This is a genomic window from Fictibacillus nanhaiensis (assembly GCF_049537595.1).
In the GTDB taxonomy this organism is placed as follows: Bacteria; Bacillota; Bacilli; order Bacillales; family Fictibacillaceae; genus Fictibacillus; species Fictibacillus nanhaiensis_F.
Genome location: NZ_JBMULM010000001.1, coordinates 38,313 through 63,457, shown reverse-complemented (window position 1 = coordinate 63,457; position 25,145 = coordinate 38,313). Strand labels below are relative to the sequence as shown.

17 protein-coding genes and 1 pseudogene are annotated in these 25,145 nt (G+C 41.3%); 7 read left to right on the top strand and 11 right to left on the bottom strand.

Features of this window, described 5'->3' with window-relative positions:
- Positions 1-31: 31 nt before the first annotated feature.
- The 3 genes from ACOZ9X_RS00285 to ACOZ9X_RS00275 form a co-directional block, all read right to left on the bottom strand.
- On the bottom strand, positions 32-886 hold the full coding sequence (locus ACOZ9X_RS00285) for a CheR family methyltransferase (protein WP_423416522.1): 855 nt from the start codon (positions 884-886) through the stop codon (positions 32-34).
- 13 nt (positions 887-899) lie between these two features.
- On the bottom strand, positions 900-3,656 hold the full coding sequence (locus tag ACOZ9X_RS00280; protein WP_423416521.1) for a response regulator: 2,757 nt from the start codon (positions 3,654-3,656) through the stop codon (positions 900-902).
- 589 nt (positions 3,657-4,245) lie between these two features.
- Entirely contained in the window at positions 4,246-5,013 is a 768-nt protein-coding gene (locus ACOZ9X_RS00275; protein WP_423416520.1) for a LamB/YcsF family protein, read from the bottom strand.
- A gap of 97 nt (positions 5,014-5,110) precedes the next feature.
- Here ACOZ9X_RS00275 and ACOZ9X_RS00270 point away from each other — a divergent pair, with 97 nt between their 5' ends.
- On the top strand, positions 5,111-5,374 hold the full coding sequence (locus ACOZ9X_RS00270) for a hypothetical protein (RefSeq protein ID WP_423416519.1): 264 nt from the start codon (positions 5,111-5,113) through the stop codon (positions 5,372-5,374).
- 109 nt (positions 5,375-5,483) lie between these two features.
- On the opposite strand, the gene ACOZ9X_RS00265 is transcribed toward ACOZ9X_RS00270, so the two are convergent.
- From ACOZ9X_RS00265 to ACOZ9X_RS00250, 4 genes are all read right to left on the bottom strand, one after another.
- Positions 5,484-6,626: a glycerate kinase gene (locus tag ACOZ9X_RS00265; protein ID WP_423416518.1), complete on the bottom strand. Its 1,143-nt coding sequence runs from the start codon at positions 6,624-6,626 to the stop codon at positions 5,484-5,486.
- Between the two features lie 15 nt (positions 6,627-6,641).
- Entirely contained in the window at positions 6,642-8,315 is a 1,674-nt protein-coding gene (locus ACOZ9X_RS00260; protein WP_423416517.1) for an alpha-amylase family glycosyl hydrolase, read from the bottom strand.
- Positions 8,315-10,981, bottom strand: a complete 2,667-nt coding sequence (locus ACOZ9X_RS00255; protein WP_423416516.1) for a glycoside hydrolase family 38 C-terminal domain-containing protein — start codon at positions 10,979-10,981, stop codon at positions 8,315-8,317. The genes ACOZ9X_RS00260 and ACOZ9X_RS00255 overlap by 1 nt, the downstream gene beginning before the upstream one ends.
- A 337-nt stretch (positions 10,982-11,318) precedes the next feature.
- Positions 11,319-13,280: a fructose-specific PTS transporter subunit EIIC gene (locus tag ACOZ9X_RS00250; RefSeq protein ID WP_423416515.1), complete on the bottom strand. Its 1,962-nt coding sequence runs from the start codon at positions 13,278-13,280 to the stop codon at positions 11,319-11,321.
- A 166-nt stretch (positions 13,281-13,446) separates the two neighbouring features.
- Here ACOZ9X_RS00250 and ACOZ9X_RS00245 point away from each other — a divergent pair, with 166 nt between their 5' ends.
- The 4 genes from ACOZ9X_RS00245 (at position 13,447) to ACOZ9X_RS00230 (ending at position 16,479) form a co-directional block, all read left to right on the top strand.
- Positions 13,447-14,193 carry a MurR/RpiR family transcriptional regulator gene (locus ACOZ9X_RS00245; protein WP_423416514.1) on the top strand — a complete coding sequence of 249 codons (747 nt, stop codon included), beginning with the start codon at positions 13,447-13,449 and terminating at the stop codon, positions 14,191-14,193.
- Positions 14,194-14,588: 395 nt separating this feature from the next.
- The gene (gene pssA, locus ACOZ9X_RS00240) at positions 14,589-15,314 is read left to right on the top strand and encodes a CDP-diacylglycerol--serine O-phosphatidyltransferase (RefSeq protein ID WP_137790872.1); all 726 of its coding nucleotides are present in this window, start codon (positions 14,589-14,591) and stop codon (positions 15,312-15,314) included.
- A 142-nt stretch (positions 15,315-15,456) separates the two neighbouring features.
- The gene (locus ACOZ9X_RS00235; RefSeq protein WP_423416513.1) at positions 15,457-15,813 is read left to right on the top strand and encodes a hypothetical protein; all 357 of its coding nucleotides are present in this window, start codon (positions 15,457-15,459) and stop codon (positions 15,811-15,813) included.
- A 198-nt stretch (positions 15,814-16,011) separates the two neighbouring features.
- Positions 16,012-16,479 carry an NUDIX hydrolase gene (locus ACOZ9X_RS00230; RefSeq protein WP_423418191.1) on the top strand — a complete coding sequence of 156 codons (468 nt, stop codon included), beginning with the start codon at positions 16,012-16,014 and terminating at the stop codon, positions 16,477-16,479.
- Between the two features lie 198 nt (positions 16,480-16,677).
- Here the strand turns inward: ACOZ9X_RS00230 and ACOZ9X_RS00225 are convergent, their stop codons facing one another.
- Positions 16,678-17,625 carry a hypothetical protein gene (locus tag ACOZ9X_RS00225; protein ID WP_423416512.1) on the bottom strand — a complete coding sequence of 316 codons (948 nt, stop codon included), beginning with the start codon at positions 17,623-17,625 and terminating at the stop codon, positions 16,678-16,680.
- Between the two features lie 563 nt (positions 17,626-18,188).
- On the opposite strand from ACOZ9X_RS00225, the gene ACOZ9X_RS00220 reads away from it, so the two are divergent.
- Positions 18,189-18,683: a hypothetical protein gene (locus ACOZ9X_RS00220; RefSeq protein ID WP_423416511.1), complete on the top strand. Its 495-nt coding sequence runs from the start codon at positions 18,189-18,191 to the stop codon at positions 18,681-18,683.
- 108 nt (positions 18,684-18,791) lie between these two features.
- Here ACOZ9X_RS00220 and ACOZ9X_RS00215 read toward each other — a convergent pair.
- Positions 18,792-20,520, bottom strand: a pseudogene (locus ACOZ9X_RS00215) (ABC transporter ATP-binding protein).
- 258 nt (positions 20,521-20,778) lie between these two features.
- Positions 20,779-20,937, bottom strand: a complete 159-nt coding sequence (locus ACOZ9X_RS00210; protein ID WP_198768513.1) for a hypothetical protein — start codon at positions 20,935-20,937, stop codon at positions 20,779-20,781.
- Between the two features lie 223 nt (positions 20,938-21,160).
- On the opposite strand from ACOZ9X_RS00210, the gene ACOZ9X_RS00205 reads away from it, so the two are divergent.
- On the top strand, positions 21,161-22,438 hold the full coding sequence (locus ACOZ9X_RS00205; protein ID WP_423416510.1) for a helix-turn-helix domain-containing protein: 1,278 nt from the start codon (positions 21,161-21,163) through the stop codon (positions 22,436-22,438).
- A 70-nt stretch (positions 22,439-22,508) separates the two neighbouring features.
- On the opposite strand, the gene ACOZ9X_RS00200 is transcribed toward ACOZ9X_RS00205, so the two are convergent.
- Positions 22,509-24,944: an EAL domain-containing protein gene (locus ACOZ9X_RS00200; RefSeq protein ID WP_423416509.1), complete on the bottom strand. Its 2,436-nt coding sequence runs from the start codon at positions 24,942-24,944 to the stop codon at positions 22,509-22,511.
- Positions 24,945-25,145 lie beyond the last annotated feature (201 nt).

The following is a 25,145-nucleotide window of genomic DNA, read 5'->3' as shown; positions in this document are numbered from 1 at the left end:
AGAAGAGGTTATCACACCCCTTCTTCCTGCTTTATTTTTTTTGATAGATTTTTACTTGTTCTGCAAAGTCTGCATACTTTTCGGCACAGTCAGCAAATTGAATAGATTCTTTATCACCTAGACCGAGAAAACCATTCGGGCTGAGGCTATCGTAAAACAGCTCATGCACTTGATTTTGCAGAGCAGCCGTAAAATAGATCAGTACATTTCGGCACAGAATCACGTGAAATTCATTGAACGAATGATCTGTCACAAGGTTATGCTGCAAAAAGCTGATCTGTTTTAATAACGAAGGCTTCAAATAAGCAAAGTGGCCGTCTGTCGTATAGTACTCAGAAAAGGCTTGAGTCCCTCCAGCCGCCATATAGTTCTTCGTGTACGTCCTCATCTTGCTCAGCGGCAGAATGCCAGATCGCGCCTTGTTCAGAACGGGTTCATTCATATCAGTCGCATAAAATTTCGTCTTATGACTTAACCCTTCTTCTTCCATTAAAATCGCCATCGAATACACTTCTTCACCCGTCGCACACCCAGCATGCCAGATGCGAATTTCCGGTAGTTCTCTCAGCTCAGGAATCACCTTTTGGCGAAAAGCACGAAAGAACTCAGGGTTTCGAAACATCTCCGTTACATTGATCGAAAAGTCGTTGAGCAGCGTCGTCATAAACGCAGGTTCGTGCAGAACTTTTTCTAGCACACCTGTGATCGTTGAGATCTGCTCTAGTTGCATGCGATTGTGCACACGTCTATGGATGGAGGACCGCATATACTGGCGAAAATCAAATCCAGATATGCGGTACAACCCTTCTAATAACAGCTCCATCTCAAGCGTTTCTGTTATGCTATTTTCCTGGTTGTCGTCGTTGTTCCATAAGAAATCCTTCATCAGTGGTCGATCCTCACTTTGTCATCCAAACGTGCATCACAGAAAAGAGCTGTTCGAGCTTCAGCGGTTTGCTGATATAATCAGACGCCCCTGCCTCTAAGCACTTTTCACGATCGTTCTTCATCGCTTTTGCCGTCAGCGCAATGATTGGCAGATCCATGTGCTCACCGGTCGCGCGAATGCGCTGCATCGTTTCATAGCCATCCATCTCCGGCATCATAATATCCATCAAGATCAAATCAATCTTTTTGTTCGCATCCAAAATATCTAGACACTCCATACCGTTATTGGCGATCAGAATGTTCATTCCTTTTTGTTCAAGAGCTGTTTTTAACGCAAAGATATTTCGATTATCATCATCTGTGATCAATACCGTTTTACTGTAGAACACGTTCTCTTCGTCAACTGTGATCGATGGTTGTTCAACTTCTGGTTCTGCCGGTATGATTTTAGCGGTGATCGGTGCTTCTGCAACAGCTATCGAGCTGCTGGACTCCTCAAGGGCAGTCGCTACTTCAGCTGACGCGCCAAGAAACGTTTGAACAGAAACACTTTCATCCGAGATACTTGGAATCAGAAGTTTAAACGTACTTCCTTTTCCTTCTTCACTTTGCAGCTGCAATCTACCACCTAAAAGCTTCGCAAACTCACTGCTGATAGATAACCCAAGACCTGTTCCGCCAAACTTACGAATCGTTGCTCCATCCCCTTGCTGGAAAGCTTGGAAAATGAGTTCGTGCTTCTCTTTCGGTATACCGATTCCAGTATCCTTTATCGCCACTTCTAACCAATAATCAACACCGTTGTAGATGACATCGGTTTGTACTTTTTTCACACTAACAGACACGGAGCCTTTCTCTGTAAACTTAAACGCGTTAGACAGCAGGTTTTTAATGATCTGCTGGAATCGTTTTTCGTCTGTTTGTAGAAGTGTTGGAACATCTGGTGCCACATTAATCGTAAAATTCAGGTTCTTTTGATCAGCGATATGAGTAAAGTTTCTCTCCAAGTTACTTGGGAACTCACTGAGGTTCACTTCACTAAGCATGATCTCCAGTTTTCCGGCTTCTACTTTGGATAAGTCTAAAATATCGTTAATTAGGTTCAGCAGATCTTGTCCTGAAGAATGAATCACTCGCGCGAACTCTAACTCTTCATCCGAAAGGGACTGGTTGCCGTTTTCAGCAAGCATCTCAGATAGAATCAAGATACTATTAAGGGGAGTTCGCAATTCGTGAGACATGTTCGCCAAAAACTCTGATTTGTATTTCGAGCCTGTTTCAAGCTGCTTCGCTTTATCTTCAAGGTCCTTTTTCGCGATCTCAAGTGCTTTTGATTTCTCCTCGGCGTCTTGTGAACGTGATTCAAGCTGTTCGTTGATCATCTGTAGCTCTTCCGACTGCATCTGTAATTCTTCCGATTGTGTTTGCAGCTCTTCCGATTGCGCCTGCAACTCTTCTGTCATTGCTTGTGATTCAGATAAAAGTCTTGCGATCTCCATTCGATCGATCACTCGGTTGATCGTGAGTCCGAATGTTTCAAGTACTTTTTCAATAAAGACGATGTGCTGGTTGCTGTATGAATTCAGGCTTGCTAGCTCAATCACCGCTACAATCTCGTCTTCGTGCACGATCGGTGCGATCAAGATGCTGTTCGGTTTTGTTTCTCCAAGTCCAGAAGAGATGAGCGTGTACTCTCCTTCAATTCTATCGATCACTTGAACTCGTTTTTCGAGTGCACATTGACCGATAAGACCTTGCCCTAGCTTAAAGCTAGCTCGCCCAACATCTGCATCCGTGTCGGCGAACGCTCCTTTTTTAACAAATCGAACGTTTTCGTCCCTGCCTTCCTTAATATAAAAGGCACCATACGACGATTCCGTGATCTGTGCGGTTGCAGAAAGGAAGATCTCCGCCAGCGTTTCAAGCGATGATACGCCTTGGTTCTTACTCACAACATCTGTTACACTTCGCTGCAGCCAGTCACGTTCTTCAAAAGAGTTCAACAGTTCGTTCGTCGCTTCTCCTAAATCACGAATCTCATCGTTCGATTTTACATGGATACGGCTGCTTAAATTCCCACCTGTTGTCATGGCACGAATCGTTCCGACAACCGCTTTGATCGTCTTAATAATCGAACCGGAAATAATCCAAGCAAGCGTGATGGATGCGATAATAACAAATGCAAGCAAACTAAAAAGACCGATCTCTAAGTATCGATTCTGATCGTTCAGATTATCTGCGCGTTGTTCTGTAAGTGCTTTTTCTTTCGTACGGAAAGACTCGAATTGCTGAAGCACTTGTTCTGTCTTTTCTTTCCCTGGATCTAGTTTAAAAAATTCAGTAATACCCGCCGTATCGTTCTGCTGCTTCATTTTAATTGGCGGATCTCCCGCAACTGCGATCCATTCTTTAATGTTTTCGTTAATCGTTGCAGCGTTTTTTTGCTGATTCGGATTATCAGTGAGAAGTTCGTTCAGTGTGTTGAAGTCCTTCGTCCATTTAGAACGAGCTTCATCATAATTCTGAAGATAACTCTCATCTCCTGAAATCAGATAACCCCTTTTGTTCGTCTCCATTGTTAGCAAATCTTTTTCAATCTGACTCGTAAGGTCCCTGACCGCAATATCATGCTGAATGATAAAGTTTCTCTCGCTCTTCATCTTATCCAGCTGATTGGTCACCGCAAGAATAGCAGCAATTAAACAGACAATGATGACAATGTAGCCAGTAATAATTTTCTGGCGAATCCCGAATCTAAAATTATTCATCCTCTATATTCCTGCCTTTTACAAAAAATGTTTTTATGCCTAATTATACTGTTATTTGTCGGATAGTGGTAGTTGTAAGACGCGTGGAATGTGCTGGGAAAAGAAAAAACTATATCTTTTTTACTGAGATCTAGTTTAAGGCGTTTAGTTTGTGTGTAGTAGTTTTTCTTTGTAATGAAGGGCGGATAACAATTTCAGTCCACCTAATGTATTGATTTGTTTTTCAAGGATAGTGAGCGCTTCGTTTTTGTTGCCGTTTCGTCGAAGTTCTTTCACCGTTAACCAAGTCACCTAATGAGGGTCTTTAGAGAATCCAGACCATAGGTTTGTTTCCTTTCTATATAGAGATTTCCAAATTTATTATGACATGTGCGCAGAGTTTACGGTACGTGTTTTTATATCTATTACACGTTCACCGGTAAAGTTGGTCGTTCCACCTGTAAAGTGGTAGTTTTCACAGATGATGATCCCCTTTTAACCGCTAACCGTCCCTCCACCACCTGATATCCACTCTTCAACACCTGAACCAAACTCGTGACACATAAAAAAAGCCCAAAGGTGTAACCCTTCGAGCCTACTTCAGTCTGATTTAAATACTTTCTCCGATTTTACGAACAGAAATCCCTGAATCCTCTAACGTTTGTCTGATTTTCTTCGCAAAACTCAGTGCATGCGCACCATCTCCGTGGATGCAAACCGTATCTGCTTTAATATCAACATCCACGTCTTGCTGCGTCATCACTTTTCCCTCTTTGGCCATACGAATCACTTGTGCAACTGCCGCATCATCATCCGTAATCACCGCATGTGGCAGTTTGCGGGAAGTAAGCGTGCGATCTTGCTGATACGTTCGATCAGCGAAAACTTCCGATGCTGTGCGCAGGCCAGCCTTTTCACCCGCTTTAACGAGTTCGCTACCCGCAAGTCCAAACAAGATAAGCTCAGGATTCACTTTGTAAACCGCTTCGGCGATCGCTTCAGACAGCTCACGATTCACAGCGGCCATGTTATAAAGTGCACCGTGCGGCTTCACGTGCTGAATCGTGCCACCTTCAGCCTTCACGAATCCCCACAACGAGCCGATTTGATAAACAACCATCTCATATGCTTCTTGAGGAGAGATGTCGATGTTCCGACGGCCAAAACCTACTAGATCAGGTAACCCTGGATGAACACCGATTCCAACTTCATGCTCTAGAGCTAATTTTACCGTTCTTCTCATCGTTGCTGGATCCCCTGCATGAAAACCGCATGCAATGTTTGCTGACGTTATGTATTTTAAAATCTCTTCTTCTGTTCCAAGTTTGTAAGCGCCAAAACTCTCTCCCATATCGCAGTTTATATCAATAATACTCATGAATAGACCTCCCGATTTTTAAACATGTGTTTAATTTATCCCAACTGTACGACAAGTTTTATATAATGTAAAATGTTTAGGAAGACTAATAAAGGAGGTGGGAAATTTGGAAAAAGTATTGAATGAAATTCTAGTAAAATTACTCAGCATCGATAATAAAGTTTCTGATCTGGATAATAAGGTGACCAAACTAGATAATAAGGTATCAACCCTAGAAACTGGTCAACAACAGATTCTAACTAGACTTGATACATTAGAAACAGATGTTAAAGATGTTAAAGCCACTGTCAGTCGGATCGAAGTTAGTCAGAATGATGATGTGATCGGGTTATTAAAAGTGATGCAAAAACAAAAACACTAGCCTCTTGTATGACAAATCACTTCATAAAAGTCCTCGATTATGCACTTTAAGACTACTTCAAAACTGCTCAAATCCTAAAAGAAGAGGAAAGCCCCTTGAGAGCAAGAGGCTAATTTATTTTTAAATGTATCAAGCGTGCTATGTCTCCCGCTGTTTTTTCCACATTTCGAGCTCCATGCAACAATGCTTCCTCTAACGTCACCACACCGTTCATTACACTAAAAACAGCATCAATTCCGTGATCGTACACCGCTTCATAATCAGGACCGATGCTGCCAGCAATCGCAACAACGGGTACACCGTCCACAAACGCCTTCGCTCGTTTCGCTACACCAACTGGCGCTTTACCATGAATGGTTTGAGAATCGACCCGACCTTCTCCAACAATAACAAGATCCGCACCACGAACAGCATCTTCAAAGCCAATTACATCAAGCACAAGATCAATTCCGCTCTGCAACTTTCCATCTAAAAACGCCACAACTCCAGCACCAAGGCCTCCAGCTGCACCAGCACCTGGCAACTCATCTATTGCAACACCAAGATTTCGTTCCACTACTTCAGCGTATCGTTTTAAACTATCATCTAACATGCCAACCATCTCAGGCGTCCCACCTTTTTGCGGTCCAAAAACTGCCGATGCCCCGTGCGGTCCCGTTAACGGATTTGTTACATCACACGCCACATCTACTTTTACCGACTGCAGTCTAGCATCGAGCCCAGACACATCAATGGTCAAAAGTTCACGAAGCGCTTCACCACCAGCAGGCAATTCCTCACCGTTCACATTTAAAAACTTCACACCAATTGCAGACGCCATGCCGGCACCACCGTCGTTTGTTGCAGACCCACCAAGACCGAGTACGATTCGCTCCACTCCTCGATCCAGAGCATCTAGAATCAGTTCTCCTGTCCCGCGTGTTGTCGTCACACAAGGATTCCGCTTCTCTCTCGGAACAAGATGCAGACCAGAAGCGGCAGCCATCTCGATCACTGCCGTCTTCCCATCACCTGTTACGCCGTAAAATGCATCCACTTTTTCGCCGAGCGGACCTGTGACCTCCACTTCGACCATCTCGCCGCCTGTCGCATCAACAACCGATGTAACCGTTCCTTCTCCACCGTCGCCAACAGGAACGTGCACATATTGTGCGTGAGGAAACGTCTTTTTGAAACCAGCTTCCACTGCTCTACAGACCTCAGCCGCTGTCATACTTTCTTTAAATGAATCAGGAGCGATGACAATCTTCATCCGTGTCCACCTACTTTATTTTTTAATCCACATAAACTGATACGGAACAAGTTCAACGGTTCCTTCAACTGAAGTTCCGCTCCACAAGTCTTGACCTCCAAAAGGAAGTTCCACATCGATCAGTTTATTCGATGCATTCATCACGAACAACACCGTTTCACCTGTTTCTTCATTTCTGCGAACCAGTGAGAATACCTGCTTCCCAAGATCTAGAATAGACTGTGAAGCGAATGGCGAGAACGCCGTTTCCTGATGACGCTTACGAATTAAACGCTTCAATCCTGTAAACACTTTTTGACGACGAGTAGAGGTTTCCAACTCCGAAACGAGTTCATCGTATTGAAACTTCTGACGATTGATTCGACGGTTGATTCCTGACGACTCCAACCCTTTATAATCGTTCCGAGACCCTAACAATGAATGATAATAGACGGCCGGAACACCCATTACGGAGAACAATACGGAATGTGCCGCAAGCATTTTCTGCACTTGCATATCTTCACTGGTATCTTCGTCTTTGTTGATGAGCGCGTCCATGTAATTGATGTTCAGCTCGTAAGGAGATTCCGTTCCGTCTGGGTTACTTTTATACGAAACACGACCCCCGTTATTCAACACTTTCTTAGCCAATGATGAACGTTCTTCTTCTGTTAAGATGCCTTCCGTCGGACGCATGCCAATACCGTCATGACTCGCTAAAAAGTTAAAGTACGTAGCCGAATCAGACACCTTTTCAATCGACTTCGCCCAACCAGTCAGCTTACTCGCATCATGAGTCGTTAACGTGTGCAATACGAGCGGCGGCAGTGAAAATTGGTACACCATATGCGCTTCATTGTTGCCGTCACCAAAATAGCTGATATTTTCTTTATGCGGAACATTCGTCTCTGTGATTAAGAGCGTATTTAATTGCAATTCTTCTAAAATCTCACGCCACAACTGAATGATGGCATGTGTTTGAGGAAGATGAATACAAGTCGTACCAGATTCTTTCCACATGAAACCAATCGCGTCTAGACGAATGCTTGTCCCACCTCGGTTTGCGTAATTCAGTAAAATATCCGTCATCTCAAGCAACGCAGGAAAGTGCTTAAAGTTCACATCCACCTGGTCTTCAGAGAATGTTGTCCACGCTGTCTTTCCACCTTCGTATTCGTGAAACAGCGGAGAGGTGCGAGGACGCACAACGTTTGAAGCATCAAAACCATCTTCTTTCGGGGTAAAATAGTTCACATATTTTGCTTCACCCTTCAGGTAGCCTTGAAACCACTTGCTCGACTTCGACATATGGTTCGCCACAAAATCAAACATTAAACGATAATCGCTTGAGAAACGTTCAATATCGGACCAATCCCCTAGTTCAGGGTGGATCTCACGATAATCAACGACCGAAAAACCATCATCAGACGTATACGGAAACATCGGTAACAAATGTACATCCGTAATCTCATCTGCCGCGTATTTGTTAATGAACTTGTTCAGCGTTTTTAACGTCGGCTCTCCTTCTTCTTTGATGATGTCGCCGTACGTAATCAAATAGACATTTTTTTCAGAAAGTGGAGCTGTATCGCTCCACTCTTTCTCTCTCCAACCCTCTACAAGCTTTACGATTTCCTCCTTATAATCAGGTGAACACTCTTCGCCATAGATCGTTTTTAACAAATTCTCAACTTTTTCTGGAAAACTCATTACACATTCTCCTTCATACGAAGCTTTAATGTGACATATCCTTTTGCTCGAACCGTCACTTCCTCTTTCACGTCGATCACACTTTTTTCGTTCAGTTTCGTTTGTGCAACAGATTGGATATTTTCGCTTCTTAATAAGACTGTCTGTTCTACCTCACTCGGGTTAAACAAACGTAAGACGACCGAATCATCGTCATGCGCTTTTTTCATCGTGCTTAGGAACAGGTCACCTTCTGTCTCAAATAAGCTGAATCTCGCAGGCAAGATATCTACTGGATAAGGAATTTCAAAACGATTCAGTCTTTCTTCAAATGTGTTGAGTGCTTGCTTTTGATAACTCACACTGTGTCCGCGATAATTATCTACCGTGTTAAACAACTGTTTAACATCATGACCTTCTGTAACCGTAATCGCGTACTCAAACGACATTTTCGTTTGCATTTGAGCATCTGGCGTATAGACGACTTTATTGTTGATACCGGATGCGCGGCCAGGTCTCCAAGCTAAGTTGTCACGTCCCAGCAGCGCAACACTTCGGAACAGCGTTAAAGCGAGTTGCCCCGTTTCTTTGATCAACTCGTACTCTTTTATGCCTTTCGTGATAACAGCAGAAGTTAACTCTCCATTCGTTACACCTGCTAGATTTTCTAGCGGATAGATCGGCACCGGTGCTTCAGCGAACTTTTCTTTTTTCCAGTTTTCCATGTACGGATTAACCGTCGGGCGCTGAATCAAGCTGAATCCTTGATCGCCGAACGAGTAATCTGGTGCTTCAACAGAAGTTTGCAGCAACACGCGCACGCGGTGATCTTTCACTTCATTTTCAATGTCATGGATAACGCGTATAAAGTCTTCACCCCTACGAAGTTCGAATCGGGTCACAATAGCTAGATTCCCTGTTGCGTCTCCAACTTTTCGTTCTTCCAAGTCTTTCGACACCTGCAACAGATGCACAACTTCCATGAACTCGACCGCATTACTTCCTTCTACATAAACAGATTCGATCTCTCTTGAATAGATCGGCGAGTCTCCTGCAAGCGGAGAAAAGTCATAAGAATCGCCCGCATCCGCAACATTTTCGAACTTTACAAAATCAGAGATCGTCTTGTTCAGTGTCTTCACCGTTAAATGAAGTCTGCCATCTTCCTCAAAAATGCGGAAGCTCTCATTTTCGATTGCACGGTTTTCTTCCACTTTCGGAGCTACATGTTCGGTCTCTTCATCTTCCACCACTTCAAATGTTTCATAGCCCATGGACGGAAGTTTCACATCGCGTAAAAGTACTTCGTTTCTGTAATAACCTGGCGCTTCTACTTCTTTCTCGCCATCCGCCGTAACGACGATCGTCTTTCCACCTGAAATATATTCTTGATTCAATACGTCGAACAGAACAGGTTTACCATCTAGATCACGAACACCGTACCCTTTTTCTTTTGTAAAAAGAACCACTTTTTGTGAACCTTCGAACGCTTTAGGAAGCAGATGGAACATCACAAAAATTGAATCTTTACCAAGCTTACGGCTCACAGCTTCTGTTATTTGTTTTTTTAATAGATTCAAACAGCCATCAGCGATTCGAATAACCTTTGTAAGACGATTCACGATATCTTGATTCGTGTCATCAGAGTTACACCCACCGATGCTATCATGCGCGTGAACGTCGAATAGCATCTTCCACATCTCATCCAGCCATCGTTGCGGATATTTAAAGCCAAGCGTACTCGCAAGACTTGCCAAAGGTTCCAATTCATAGATAACTTTTTCTTCAGCTATATCGTTTAGCTTTTTTATGTCATAACGCTGAGAACCAATCGTATTGTGAATGCGAGATTTTTGAGTCGCGATCAGCTCACCCTGTATTACGTTCTTAAAATCTCCCTTCTCCCACGTTTCCTTCATGAACGTTTCATAGTCAGAGAGCACATATTCATGTTTCTCATCTTTTTCGTTCAGTTTTTTTACCGTTTCAGGAAAATGCTCTCGAACGAGCACTTGGTCACCACCGGCAGGCAACAACAAGTTATCCGTGTTCGCGTTCAGATCAGCTATTTTCTCTAAAATAGGCAGCAATCGTTCTTCCATGTACTGGGGATCATCTGATAAAAATTTTCCTGGACCGTAACCGAAGTAGATATTGTTCGCCTTCACACTCTCGCCGTCTGGTGATTGCCACGTGAAGTTTAGATCACCGTTCAACTGATCGGTATAAATTCCCCGCTGCAACACGCTATAATCAATATCAAATTCTTTGAACATAGACGGAAGATATGTGTTCTGACCAAAAATATCAGGCAAGTAACCAACGTTCAGGGAGTGCCCCATCTTTTCAGCAATCCGCGTTCCGTACATCAAGTTTCGGATCAATGACTCTCGGTTCACCAGTAGTGAATCTGCTTGTGTGTACCAAGGTCCTACAAAGATACGTTTATCCGCGATCAAACGGCTCAATCGTTCTTTTTCTTCTGGACGAATCTTTAGATATTCATCAATGATCGAGCTCTGCGCATCAAATACATAACCCGTATACTCAGGATCTTTCTCCATAACATCCATCAATCGGTCCATGTTTTCTACGAGTAGTAGGTTTGAATCTTCTATAGTAAAGTACCACTCGCGATCCCAATGCGAATGCGGTACAACGTATACCTTTTTTTGTTTTTGTTTCATACTAATTCCCTCCCATGTTGCCCACGTTTAATAGAAAGAGGGGTCACCTTTTTAACAAGATGCGCCCCTTCTTTTTTATTTTGGATACTTATATTTTCAGCTCATATCGACGTATTGTCTGAACAGTTCGGATTTTACGGTACGTGTATTTTTATTTGTTACACGTTCGCTCAAACTGGTCTTTGTTTCACTCATAACATCCTCTTTTTCGCTCATTGGATCATATCTTTCGCTCAAAATGTATCTCTGTTCGCTCAAAACACCCTTAGTTTCGCTCAAGAGATTAAATATCTACTAAGATTATTGCTCCTAGAGCTCCAAAACCTGATGAATATCGTTACGCTTGTCTCTCTTTTTTCTTTATAATCGCAAAGCGGATAAAGATGTTGGCAAATGCGATGAACGCTGCACCGACAAGTAGTCCAAGCAAGTAAGCCCAAAGGTTTTCAACGAGCGGCCAGCCCCAAACGGCCGGAAGCGGAAGCCATTGAACAGCTCCAAGCAAGACAGCCGTACTTGCGCCAAGGATGGCACCGATAATGTTGATTGGAATCGTGATCAACGGGTTACGAAGCATGAACGGAATCGCGCCTTCTGAGATCGCCAGAAATCCTAATAACAACGAAGTATTACCCGCTACACGAAGATCTGCTGGGAATACACGGCGGCCGACGATATATTTATCGATAACAACAGCAACGCCAAGACCAATCGGTGGAATAACGATCGCTAGAACACGAGCCGTTAAAGGATACACTTCATCTGCTGCAAGTCCGATCGCGATCGCACCCGCTGCTTTGTTGATCGGTCCACCTAAGTCAAAAGCAGTTGCAGAAGCGATGATCGATGCAAGAACAACATCACCTGTTCCTTGTGCAGATTCGATCCAGTTGCGTAATACAACGTTCAGACCGCCAAACACAGGATCTACAATATAAAAGTTTAAGAAAAAGATTGATAGTACTGAGATCGCTGGGATGATAAACATCGGTTTCATCGCAGCTAAGTTTTTGTTCAATTGAATTTTTCGGTTCAAGAAACGAGCGATATACCCTGCTGCAAGTCCAAGAATCAATGCTCCTAAAAATCCAGACGGAATGCCATCCGGGTTGTTCCAGAACGTATAATGAAGTCCGCCAGCAAAAGCTCCTCCAATAAATCCGGCTACAAGCCCTACACGGTCAGCCAGTGAATAGGCGACAAACGCTGCAAAGATTGGATACATGAATTTAAATATGAGCGCTCCAAATTTATCGAGATGATGTAAAATAACGAATAGCTCATTTGAATGTGTAGCATATTTCGGATCTCCGAGTTCATTCACAAGTCCGAACGGCATCGCACCAAGTTTTGCGATACCCATCATTAAACCACCTGCTACGATAACCGGAATCATGTAAGAGATCCCTGTCATTACCGCTTGAACCATATCTTTAAAGAATCCGCCTCCGCCGCTTGATTGTGCAGCAGAAGAATTTTCTTCATCTGCCTCAACAACACCCTCAGGGTTATTCAGAGCTTTTTGAATCATTTCTTTCCCTTTTCGTAATGGTTCAGCTACACGCGTCTGCACATACGATTTACCTGCAAAACGGTCTTTTTGTTTTGGTGCAATATCCGTTGCAAAGATGACCGCATCCGCGTTCTTTATAACTTCAGCTGATAACTCATCTTCAATTCCACTTGCACCCTGTTTTTCAACGAGTACAGAAACACCTAACTCACGTCCTGCTTTTTCCAGAGCTTCAGCCGCCATATACGTATGGGCGATACCTGTTGCACATGCTGTAACCGCAACGACGGTTTTAGTGAATTCTTTTTCAGGGGCAGCTTCTTTCTTCTCTTCAACATCCAGTCTGTTTAAAAACTCATCTGTTGTACCCGCTGCCATCAAACCTTCTAGGTAGCCGTCGCGCATCAAATTCGTGCTTAGTGTAGACAATACTTTTAAATGCGTCGTTCCCGCTTCACTCTCAGGAATGGCGATTAAGAATACGAGCTGAACTTTGTTGTTCGGATCGATACTTTCCCAATCTGCGAGTGGGTTTTTGAGACGAGCTACCGCAAAAACGGCTTGTTTTACCGTTGCCGATTTACCGTGAGGAATCGCTAACCCTTTTTCCATGCCTGTCGGAGATTGTTCCTCGCGTTTTAATACCGCTTCCAATAATGCTTCTTCTGATTCTATATAATCTTGTTTTTTAATCTTTGAAATTAGCTGTCTGATCACTTGCTCTTTATTTTGAGCATCTACATCGAACAACACTAAATTCGGATGGGTCATGTTTCTAAGTTCCATGACATTCACTCCAATCTTCCCTAGTATGAAAGCACTTCCAACTTTCTATACTCTATTTGTAACACGAAAGTAAGCGTTATCTTTGTACAGAGTCCGTACATTTGTACAGAATGAAAAATGGGCTATACTAAAAGAAAGAGTTCGTACGGAAATGAGGAAGTTAACGATGGGGAAGTTTCTAGATCAGTTCAGCAGCAAGTTAGCTGAACTCACACCAACTGAAAAGCAAGTCGTGTATTACATAGACAATCATATAGATGAAGCAAAGACGCATTCATTGACCGAGATCGCAAAAGTGAACAACGTAAGTACAACAACAATCGTGCGCATGTCGCATAAGCTCGGACTTGAAGGCTTCTCCGAACTAAAATACATTTTGAAAACGATCGAAAATCAGCATGTGATGTTGAGAGACAATCCGGTTGAGCGCTATAAAGAAGAGTTTGTTTCTGCATTTGAAACGATTCAAAAAACGGAGCTCGAAAAATTGAGTGAGAAGATCGTGAACGCAAAGCGCGTAATCGTGGTTGGTGTAGGTCTATCGAAAATGATGGCAGAATACTTCAGCAAATTACTCATGCAGACGAACAAGCAGACTCACTACACATACGAGTCACACATGATCGACCTTTTACCGAACATGGTAGAACCGAACGACCTCGTGTTCTTCATCTCGTCAAGCGGCGAAACGAAAACACTTCTGCAAGCAGCCGAGAAGCTTTCCTATAAAGTCGTAGATACAGCTGGCATCACGAACGCATCCGACTCTTCGTTAAGTAAGATGGTGAAGACGAGTTTAAGCATGACGGTCGGCCGGGTGAAGTTCGCAGGCTATGATATTACAGCAAGATCGACATTGATGCTGCTGATCGACCTCTTGTTTGAGAGCTATTTGAAGAGAAGTGTGAAGTGATTTTCATGGGGTGGACTCGTGGACTCAAATTATCTTATTTTATGTGAACAAAATTGTTTTTACGGTACGTGATCTTATATTTATTACACGTTCGCTCAATATGGCTATCGTTTCACACCAACAGTTGAGCGTTTCACTCCGGATCGCTCACGTTTCACCCCAATCCTCTTCTTTTTCGCTCAATCGTATACTTGTTTTGCTCAGACCAATTACATGAACCTTACAAGGTCACTTTTTGTACATGATTTCATAATCTACCACCCACTTAAACTTCCCACTGAACCCCACACCACCACAAAAAATATGTTAAACTACTCACTTAACCAAAAAAACATAACTTTTTCCAATAAAATCATCTATTATATAGAGAAGAGTATTTTTTAAGGACGTGAACAATGAAAAAACATATTCCAAACTTATTAACTTTAGGAAATTTATTCTGTGGGTTTCTTTCCATCGGTTACGTTTCAAACGGTGATATTCGAAACGCCGCTATCCTCATTTTTATCGCGATGATGCTGGATGCGGTCGACGGAAGAGCAGCTCGAATCTTAGGGGTCTCAGGAAACCTAGGAAAGGAACTGGATTCACTTGCGGATGTTGTCTCTTTTGGCGTAGCGCCTGCCTATTTTGTTGCGAATACCTACTTTGCTCATTTAGGGATGTGGGGCTTTCTGTTTGCTGGTCTGTTTCCATTATTCGGCGCATACCGTCTAGCGCGTTTTAACATTACAGCTGCAGAAGAATCGATGAAATATTTTAAGGGAATTCCGATCCCGTTAGCAGGCGGAATTGTTGTATTCTTAGTCTTTTTTGTAAAATGGATTCCACTTTGGATTTTTGTACTTCTCTTTTACGGACTCGGCCTATTGATGGTAAGCACGATCAAGATTCCAAGCTTCAAGGATATTCCGATGCCGCGATACGGTACAATCATCTCGTTATTTTTATTTTACATGTTTTACTTGCTTGCGAAGAACAGATTCGAAAGCGTACCAATCTTCTTTTATGTCGCACTAGCTACTTACTTCCTATTTATTGGGGTTCGTTTTATTAAGGTAAAAGAAATTAAGATCAGACGGCCACGACGACCTCGGAGGAATAAAAGAAGACGGTTCTAAAGATTTACCCGCCAGATGCTAAAAAACATAGCATCTGGTTTTTTTGAATCATCTTTTCCACTCTTCCTTCATATAATGTCACAATAAGCGAAACATGTACTTTGTGAAATGGACAAATCATGTTTGAGAGGAGAGAGATGGTATGAACAACTACCCAAACCTTAGGGAGTTTTATGAGAAGGTGCCAATTTTAATCGGTGAGAACGATCGTGCTGCTCTAAAGAATAAAGCTCAGGAAGAAGACGCTGCACTAGATAGCTCCACACATTGGCTCATCGCCATGGAAGGCAGTGAAAAGCAACGAAATGTTTACCACTGGAAGGTGCTCATCTATCCTTCACAAACAAAAGTGATACATTGCTATAAGTCTCCTTACTATGCGTCTCAGCACTTTACATCCATTTATGAGGCCATCGAGTACTCCAATGAATTAAGTCAAAAAGCCCGTGAAGATCTGCTAAGTACGATTGAAAAGCCTGCCCTACAAAGAGAAGCTTAACGTGATTCACCCTCGCTTTTCTTTTTGCAATAGATTGTGAAACAGTGTACATAGAAAGCAAACTATATAAGAACTGAACCAATGAAGTGGATCATTAACCAGTTCATTTTTATTATGTCTTTTTACAAAAAAATGCAGACGAACTTACATAATGAAGGTATAGTTGAAAAATAAGGAAATAGAGAAATGGGGATTCTGATGGATTACATTAAATACGTTAGAGCCATGGTTGGTCACTCAAAAATTATTACGGTGGTTGCCGGAGCTTTTGTTTTTAATACAGAAAATGAATTACTACTTAATAAACGGAGTGACAACGGCCAATGGGGTCTACCAGGGGGCTTTATGGAGTTGAGAGAAACGGTTCAAGATACAGCCAGACGAGAAGTTTTTGAAGAAACAGGACTTACACTTGGTAAACTAGAGCTGTTTGGCGTTTATTCTGGACAACGTCTTGATAAAACCTTTTCAAATGGCGATCAAGTATCCATGGTAATGCATGTGTTTACTTGTCATGATTTTACGGGGGATCTTCTTACTTCTAATTCGGAATCAATGGATAATAAATTTTTCCCTATAGACAAGCTTCCACAAAACCTATTTACGGATCACCTTGAGATGATACAAGATTTTCTGAACGGGATTGAAAGACCTGTAGTGAAGTAACGTTTATGATTACACAGAGAGAGATGACGTCAGAATCGTCTTTTATGTTTACTTTGACAAGTACATGTATGAGTGGAATCAAGTCTATATTAACGGTAACAAACTGAACGAGGATGATTCAATCGATTATGAGCTATATATTGAAGAAAATTATTGATAATTCAACCACAAAAGGAGCTATACGCAGCTCCTTTTTTCTTATATCGTTCTCCATACACAACCTGTATAAAGTTTCAGCTCCCCTTTATAAAAGACCATGCGCCCAGCAGTAGGATTTTTCGGTAAGCTTGATACATTTATATTTATACCGTCTTTTGCGATAACTTCTCCAGTTTCCGTAAAGGTTACTACATTGGAAGTTCCGTTCAGATCTGTAATGTTTAAACTGCCGTTATCATCACGAATTGTCCACTTCCGCATTTTATTTGGTGTGCTTAAGCTAATTTCCAAGTTATCCGTATGTGATTCAAATTTCACTTCACCTTTACAGCCACGCTTTGTTTTAAAATGAAATTCTTTGTCCGGGTTCGCCATTCCACCGAAACCCCAATACCCATTCGTTTTGTTGATCGCCAGCATCGTTTCAAGTCCTCTACCACCGGCTACTTTATTACCGATAATCTTAAAATGTGCTAATTCATCATCTGATGCCCCTTTTGAAACACCACTTGATACACCTGCTGTATTGATTCCTTGCCCTACTCCCCAAGCCACTTCTCCTTTTATCCCTGTAAAATACGTGGCTCTTCGATTATTCGTGTTTTCCCCTTCATGCATCAGCATGAAGGCTGGGTGCCAATTTCCGTTTAACCATTGTGTATTTCCATCATTCTTGCCAGCAGTTTCATTATGAGTCTTCGTAATGATTCTATATTGCATCCCATCCCCGTTACACGAATCATAACGAGTGTTGATGGAATAATCATGAATCAGAATATCATGGCGTACAGAAGAAAAATCAGGGTATGTAATTGGGATTCCACGTTTATATCCGTAATCAATCTCTGGCGGTACCACGACAACCCCTCTTCCCCTGCTGTCTACATCCGCGATTGCCGCTTGAAGCGCAGCCCGGTTATGATACTGCGAGTGCATAGGGGCAGCGCCATAAAAAATAACCGAAACCATTTGTGGCGAACCAAACATCTTACCACTCCTTAAAACGTTACGTTCTTTTTTAATTCCCTAAACAAAGAAGCTTCGACCTACTCAATAATGGTACTATTAAGATAAAGAATCTATACAAGGTAGTTGAGTACACATGCTTACTATGCTTAAAAAAAGTCCTTTATACATAGGTGCAGGTACAACATTTTTATTCACTATGTTTTATTTCTTCCTGAGCACAGGAATTAGTGGAGAAAATGAGGGTCTTCCTTACCTTATCCCTTATTTCATCTTATTCGTTTATTTCATATGTTTTCTAGGAGAAACTGCACTTTATCTTTTTTCTAACAAGAAACACTCGTTCAATCTATCTCTATTATTGCTTTTATCTATCACAATTAGTATGTTTTTTAGTTTACTAATTTACGGGGATATATATTTTATGATCTTGATCGCACCGTTATTAACAGTTGGCAGCTTCGTCTATTATTTTTCTAGTAGAATGATTAAAAGCAAAAACATAGCTCTACTTCTATCTACATCCCCATTGTACGTCCTAGTATTATCGTTAGGACTCATTTTATAAAAAGGAGTATATAAGAATGGAAGAAGCTTTTGGAAAACGCAAGATCTTCGCTACCATAATGACGAGTTTACTTTTTTCACTCGTTTTGACAGCTCTGTCTGTGTTTGATCGTGAAGCTGGTGAGAGTGGGTTAGAGATCATCATGATTCCGATTTTTACCGCATTTATAGCGTCAGGTATCATTGTATGTTTTGGCCTCATAACATCAGCAGTTATTGAATATATGATCTGTAAGGTCAGCATGAACTACAGCATCAGTATGCCTATGTACATAGTTTTCCATGGAGCAATGGGGCTCTTAATAGGGCGACTAATCTTTGGTTTCTGGGGATTATACACATATGTAGGGGGATTATGTGCTTTAATATTCGCAACCATTGATATATGGTTACTTTTCAGAGTCAAAAAAGGAAAAGGCACATCTGAAGAGATTCAAAAAATATATCTATGGGTGATACTCACCGTCATTGTTGTTACACTTTTCTTATTTTTGTTTATACAATTCTTTTAAATAAAAGGATAGGCAAGTGCAGATGATTCATCAATGTTATATGCAGATACTTACAATATCTCATATAAAAAAAGCCTCCCCGTTTATTGGAAAGACCTTTTTGGTAACCTAGTATTGTACTTCAAACTGCTTATTGTAAAGCTGAGCATACGCTCCATTGCACCTCAGCAATACAACGTGTGTACCCTCCTCCACAATCCCTTCGTTCGTTAGAACAATAATTCGTTCAGCATTACGGATCGTTGAAAGGCGGTGAGCAATCACAATCGTTGTGCGCCCTTTCGCTAGTGACTCGAGCACTTTCAGATTCATTATCCAGCGCACTCGTCGCTTCGTCCAGAATCAGGACAGACGGATTTTTCAAAAAAACGCGCGCAATACTTAGCCGTTGCTTCTGACCACCAGAAAGCTTAACTCCACGTTGACCAATATCAGCGTGATATCCGTTTGGCAAGCCCATAATAAAGTCATGTGCATTTGCCTGTTTTGCCGCTTTCACCACTTCTTCATCTGTCGCTTCGTTATTTCCATAGCGGATATTCTCCATCACCGTTCCCGCGAACAAATAAACGTCCTGTTGCACAACACCGATTTGATTCCTCAAATCTTCTAAATCAAGCTTCCGTATGTCCACACCATCAAGCTGCACTTCCCCTTCTGTCACATCATAAAAGCGAGGAATAAGCGAGCATAGTGTTGTCTTCCCCGCTCCAGATGGACCGACTAACGCAACATATTCACCAGGTTGAATACGAAGAGAAAGATTCGAAAACACAGGATCCAAATGCGGTTCGTATCGAAAGCTAACTTTGTCAATCACAATTTCCCCTTCCACTTCGGAAAGTTTTCTCGCATCTTTTTGACTTTCGATGTCTGGTTTCAGGTTCATAATCTCCATAAAACGCTGAAAGCCTGTAATGCCTTCTTGAAACTGTGTGCTCATATGAGTCAGACGCTGTATAGGCTCTACCATATAGCCGACATATAACAAAAACGTGATCAGATCAGCTAAATCCAACGTTTGATTAACGATACTGGCGCTTCCGAACACAACAACGGTAATCGTGATGAGCTGGATTAAGATTTGTATGCTGTTATAAAAGGTGGCTTCTACTTTGTACGTGTTTCTTCGACTTTCTAAAAAACGAAGATTTTCTTTATTAAACTTACGGATTTCAACTTGTTCGTTCGCAAAAGATTTCACGACCCGAATCCCTGAAAGTGTATCTTCAAGCTGAGCATTGATATCTGCGATCCGCTCCTTATTTCGCCGCAAAGCTTCGTTTTCTTTCTTGTTAAAATAGAGTGAGAGAATACCGATGATCGGCAGAAATAAAAACACCGCAAGCGTTAAAGGCACATTAATAAAAAACAGAATCACAAAGGCTCCTACAAACCTCACGGAATATTTGACGTAGTCTTCTGGACCGTGATGATACAGTTCAGCAAGTAAAAATAAGTCATTTGTTACGCGAGACATGAGTTGGCCCGTCTTTTCTTTATCGTAAAAACTAAAAGAAAGTTTTTGCAGATGTTGAAACAATTCGCTGCGAATATCACTTTCCATCCGAGCTCCAACCTCATGGCCTTTATAGTCGACAAAGTACGTTCCAAGATTCTGTATGACAACTAATACGATCATGATCCCACCAATCCAGTACACCTTAGAAAGGGCAACAGACAAGTCCCCTTCTAAAACATCTTTTGTTATATACCGAACGCATAGCGGAAGGATGAGTGTAATCCCAGAAACAATAAACGCAGTAACTAATACAGTTAGAAATAATCCTAAATACGGTTTGTAATAGGAGAAAAAACGTTTGATTGGAAAATTCATGATTTACCCCTTTTGTGTTTTTTTACGAGGCACACATAAGGGGACACACCGTCTATAAGTTAAGAACGTGTTCCACCCTTATATGTTTGTACGGTTTGAGTTGTCATGTTTTTCATGTTAAATTCCTCCTTAATTATTAGTCCTTTTATTATAATCGTTTTTTAAAAATTCTGATACTTTAATTTAACCAACATAAAAGACTCTTGAGTTCGTCAGCCTACTCATGAGTCTTTTTTATAATCTATATATATATGTACACTATAGTTGAACAGTAACTTCTGATTTATGAACCAAGATCACACGAGGTACATAAGGTTCATTCACTTTTCGGATCTCAAGAAAGTCTGAAGAATACACGTGGAGTACTTTGTGCAATTCATCGTGATAGGTTACGAGGTCGCCTCTTTCGATAGTCATAGCTTTCACCCTAGTCGTTAGTTTCTATAGTTAATTATACCTAACTAATCCGGTAAAAAAATTGGGAAACATGAAGGGATTTCGGGGTTAAATCACGATAATTTAAGACTAGTTTCCTCTTACAGTTAAAGTTCAGGTATATTTATAGAAGGGAAAATTTTTAACGTGAGCTTATACCTAATAATTGTAAACTTATCATGTAAACAAAGGCGGGGTAACAAAAATGAACCTAGGAGAAAAGATACGTTATTTCCGAAGAGTCAAAAACTTATCCCAGCAAGAACTCGCAGTAGGGATTTGTTCTGTTCCTTATTTAAGTAAGATAGAGAACGGAGTCACTGAACCTTCGGAGGAAATACAGCAGCATTTAGCGGCAAGATTAGATATTAGTCTTAATTATCTAAACGAAAATGAAATCATTCATAATTTTGTAAGTTTGTTTCATTCGATTTATCAACGAGACTACCCATCTGCTAAGGATAAGTATTATGCGTTAATTAACCTACCTCCACGTTCGGTGGATGAAGACATTCTACAAAAGATTTTCAAAAGCATCTATATTATGATGACTACAGAAGAAATTCCAGGTGTAGAATCTTTATTAAATGAAGTGTCTTACATAGAAGACGTGATAAAAGGTCAAAAAGCCTTTTATTATTTTCTTGCCAAGGGGCTACTCAGTTATCTAAAAAAAGATTTTGACGAAGCGATCCAATATTTATATAAAGCAGAAAAATTCTTAGAAGAATATCATCATCAAGAATGGGAAAAAGGGTATCTATATTACATGATTGGCCTAACTGCCAATCAACTTTACTACAGTATAGTTGGTTTAGAATATACCAAAAGAGCACTGGACATATTTGAGAAAAGCTACTATTTCAGAAGATGTGCGGATTGCAGAGTCATGATTGCTATTATTCATCTTCGAACTAGAAATTTTGATGAATCAGTTAAGCAACTACGACTTGCAGAAACGATTGCGGACTCTTTCAATGATAAAGAGTTAAAAGGCGTCATTTATCATAATCTTGGTGGTATAGCTAATCATAAAGGTGAAACTCATATAGCTATTGAACTTTATATAAAAAGTTTAGAAGCTAAGGAGAAAGAACCTCTTTTTTCTAAAATAATGACAATCTATGCTCTTATAAAAGAATATGAAAAGATTGAAGATAACGAAAAAGGATTAGTACTCATAGAAACCTGGCTAGAACAGGTTACAGAAAATCCGCTTTATCGCGAATACGAACTTCATTTTTTATATCACAAACACATATTTACACACGGTAAACATAACGATTCATCAATTAATTTTATGATTAAAGAGCTACTTCCTTACTTTGAACAAAGAAACGAATGGGTTCATCTATCAATATATTACCCAATAGTAGGCAGTTACTTTGAGAATATTCAAAAATATAAACAAGCGAGCAAATATTATTCAATGGCTTATAATGCACTTAGAAGATTACATGATTTAGGTGTAACCTACGTTTAACCTCATTAAACCATAAGAAAAGAAAAGCACTTTCGAAAGTGCTTTTCTTTCACTTGAATAAATTTATAATCTAGCACACTTCACTAACCGAATGCTCCTCAAGAATCACTGCCAGCTCTTCCGCCGAAATCGGGCGGCTGAAGTAATACCCTTGCGCCTCGTTACATTGCTTTTGCTGTAGAAACTGAAGCTGTTCTTCTGTCTCCACCCCTTCCGCTATTACCTTCAAATCCAAGTTATGAGCCATCGCGATAATCGTTTCTACGAGTGACGCGTCTTTCGGATCCGCATAGATGTTACGCGTAAAGCTTTGATCAATTTTTAACGTATGAATCGGGAACGTCTTCAGATAGCTTAGCGACGAATAGCCAGTTCCAAAGTCATCAATCGATAGATGAATCCCCATCTCTTTCAACACCTGCATTTTCGCGACAGCATACTTCGAATCTTGAATAATACTTTCCGTCAGCTCAAGCTCTAAATATTGTGGAGCAAGCGCTGTTTCTCTCAAAATTCTACTCACCCGCTCAACGAGATCACTCTGCTGAAATTGACGCGATGAAATGTTGACCGCCATTCGTAACGGTGCGTATCCTGCGTCTTGCCACGCTTTATTTTGACGACAAGCTCCATGAAGCACCCATTCTCCAATCTGTAGAATCAGTCCTGTTTCTTCGGCGATCGGAATAAATTCAGCCGGTGAGATCGTACCCCACTCTGGATGATGCCACCGTAAAAGTGCTTCAACTCCGATGATGCCGCCTGTTTCCACATCAATTTGCGGTTGGTATACAATCTTAAACTCATCACGTTCCAGTGCTTTTCTGAGGCCGATCTCCAGCATCATTTTTTTAGTAACAGCCTCATTCATCTCTGGTGTATAAAATTGAAAGTTGTTTTTCCCTTGTTCCTTCACACGGTACATCGCAGTGTCTGCATTTTTAATCAACGTTTCAATATCTCGGCCATCTCCTGGGTACATCGCAATCCCGATCGACGGAGTGACAAAGAGCTCTTGCTCGTTAACCATAACGGAGCTGCTAAACAGATCTATTATTTGCTGTGCGATTTTTGAGACTTCATCTGCCGTTGTATTTGGTATGAGTACGATAAATTCGTCCCCACCCTGACGGCAGACGGTATCGTTCTTTCCTACACATGCTTGAATACGCTTTGAGATTTCAATCAACAGTTGATCTCCTACCGCATGACCTAACGTATCGTTGATGTACTTGAATCGATCGAGGTCAATAAACATGATACCAATCGTCTGTTTGGTTTCATCGGCCAATTCGAGTGCTTGAGAAAGACGGTCGTTCAACAGAAGTCGATTCGGCAAACCTGTCAAAGGATCACGGTAGACCATTTGATTAATCTTCTTCTCGTTTCTTTTTCGCTCCGTAATGTCACGAATGATGCTGCTAAAATAAACAGTTCCCTCTTCCTGCCATGCGGCGAGCGACAATTCAATCGGAAACTCACTTCCATCCTTTCGAAGCCCTTCTAATTCAACCGTGTTGCCGATCACTTTTGGTTCTCCAGCCAACAGATAACGTTCCATCCCTTGCTGATGAGCAACTTTAAACTTGTCCGGTATAATGATCTGCAGATTTTTTCCTAGTGCTTCTTTTTCGTTAAAACCAAAGATCCGCTCTGCTGCTTTATTCCACGAAATGATGGTTCCTGTTCGATCTGACAGAATAATAGAATCATTAGCAGATTCGATAACAGAGCGGAACTTTCTTTCTGATAGAAGTGACTGGTATTCAAATCTTCGATCGATGAACGTGCTGATGAACACCATCCCTAACAGAATGAGAATAACAATCCCGATCGCATAAGCTAAAAGGGTGCTGTTAAACGGTGTTGCTGTTAGATCAGTGTGATGTTGATGGGCCTTGTAAGTAGCAGCAGACATACCCGTATAATGCATGCCAGAAATGGCAATCCCCATGAGCACTGCACTTCCTAGCTTCACGAGCCATATTTTACTTGTTTTATAGTTTTGGCTAACAAACGAAAGTAGATACAGAGCTACGACGGATGCGACAAAAGCAATCACCGCCGAAAGCGTCCATAATAATGGATCGTACTGGATTTCAGCGTTCATCTTCATCGCTTCCATGCCTGTGTAATGCATAGAAACGATACCCGTCGCCATGAAAAGAGCTCCTAGTAAAACTTGCTTTTTCCCCATTACAGGTCGGCTGATGATATAGAGAGCTATTCCTGATGAAAGGATCGCTGGAAGAATGGAAACGATGACGAGTATTACATCATAAGTAACGTTGATAGATAAGTGAAAAGCGAGCATGGCCACGAAATGCATCGCCCAAATGCCCATTCCCATCGCAAAAGCTCCTGAGGTCATCCAAATGTACCGTGCGAATGATTTTGTTTTTTGTACCTGTATCCCTAAATCGAGCGCAGCATAAGAAGCTATGACTGCAATAATGATTGATAGAGAAACAAGCGGAATGTGATATGTACTAGAAACGGCGTCCATTTATAGAAACTCTCCTTGTTATTGAATGAAAAACGCTTTACATATTCTATATCGGTAAAATATTTGCCGTATTAAGAGAGGTAATACTAATATTTTTAAACAGTTGTTTAATTTGAATGGTGGTACTTCTGAGTGAAACAGCACACAGTTGATGTGAAAGGACTTTAGAATTGAGGAAACGAGTAAATTATTGCAGAGTTC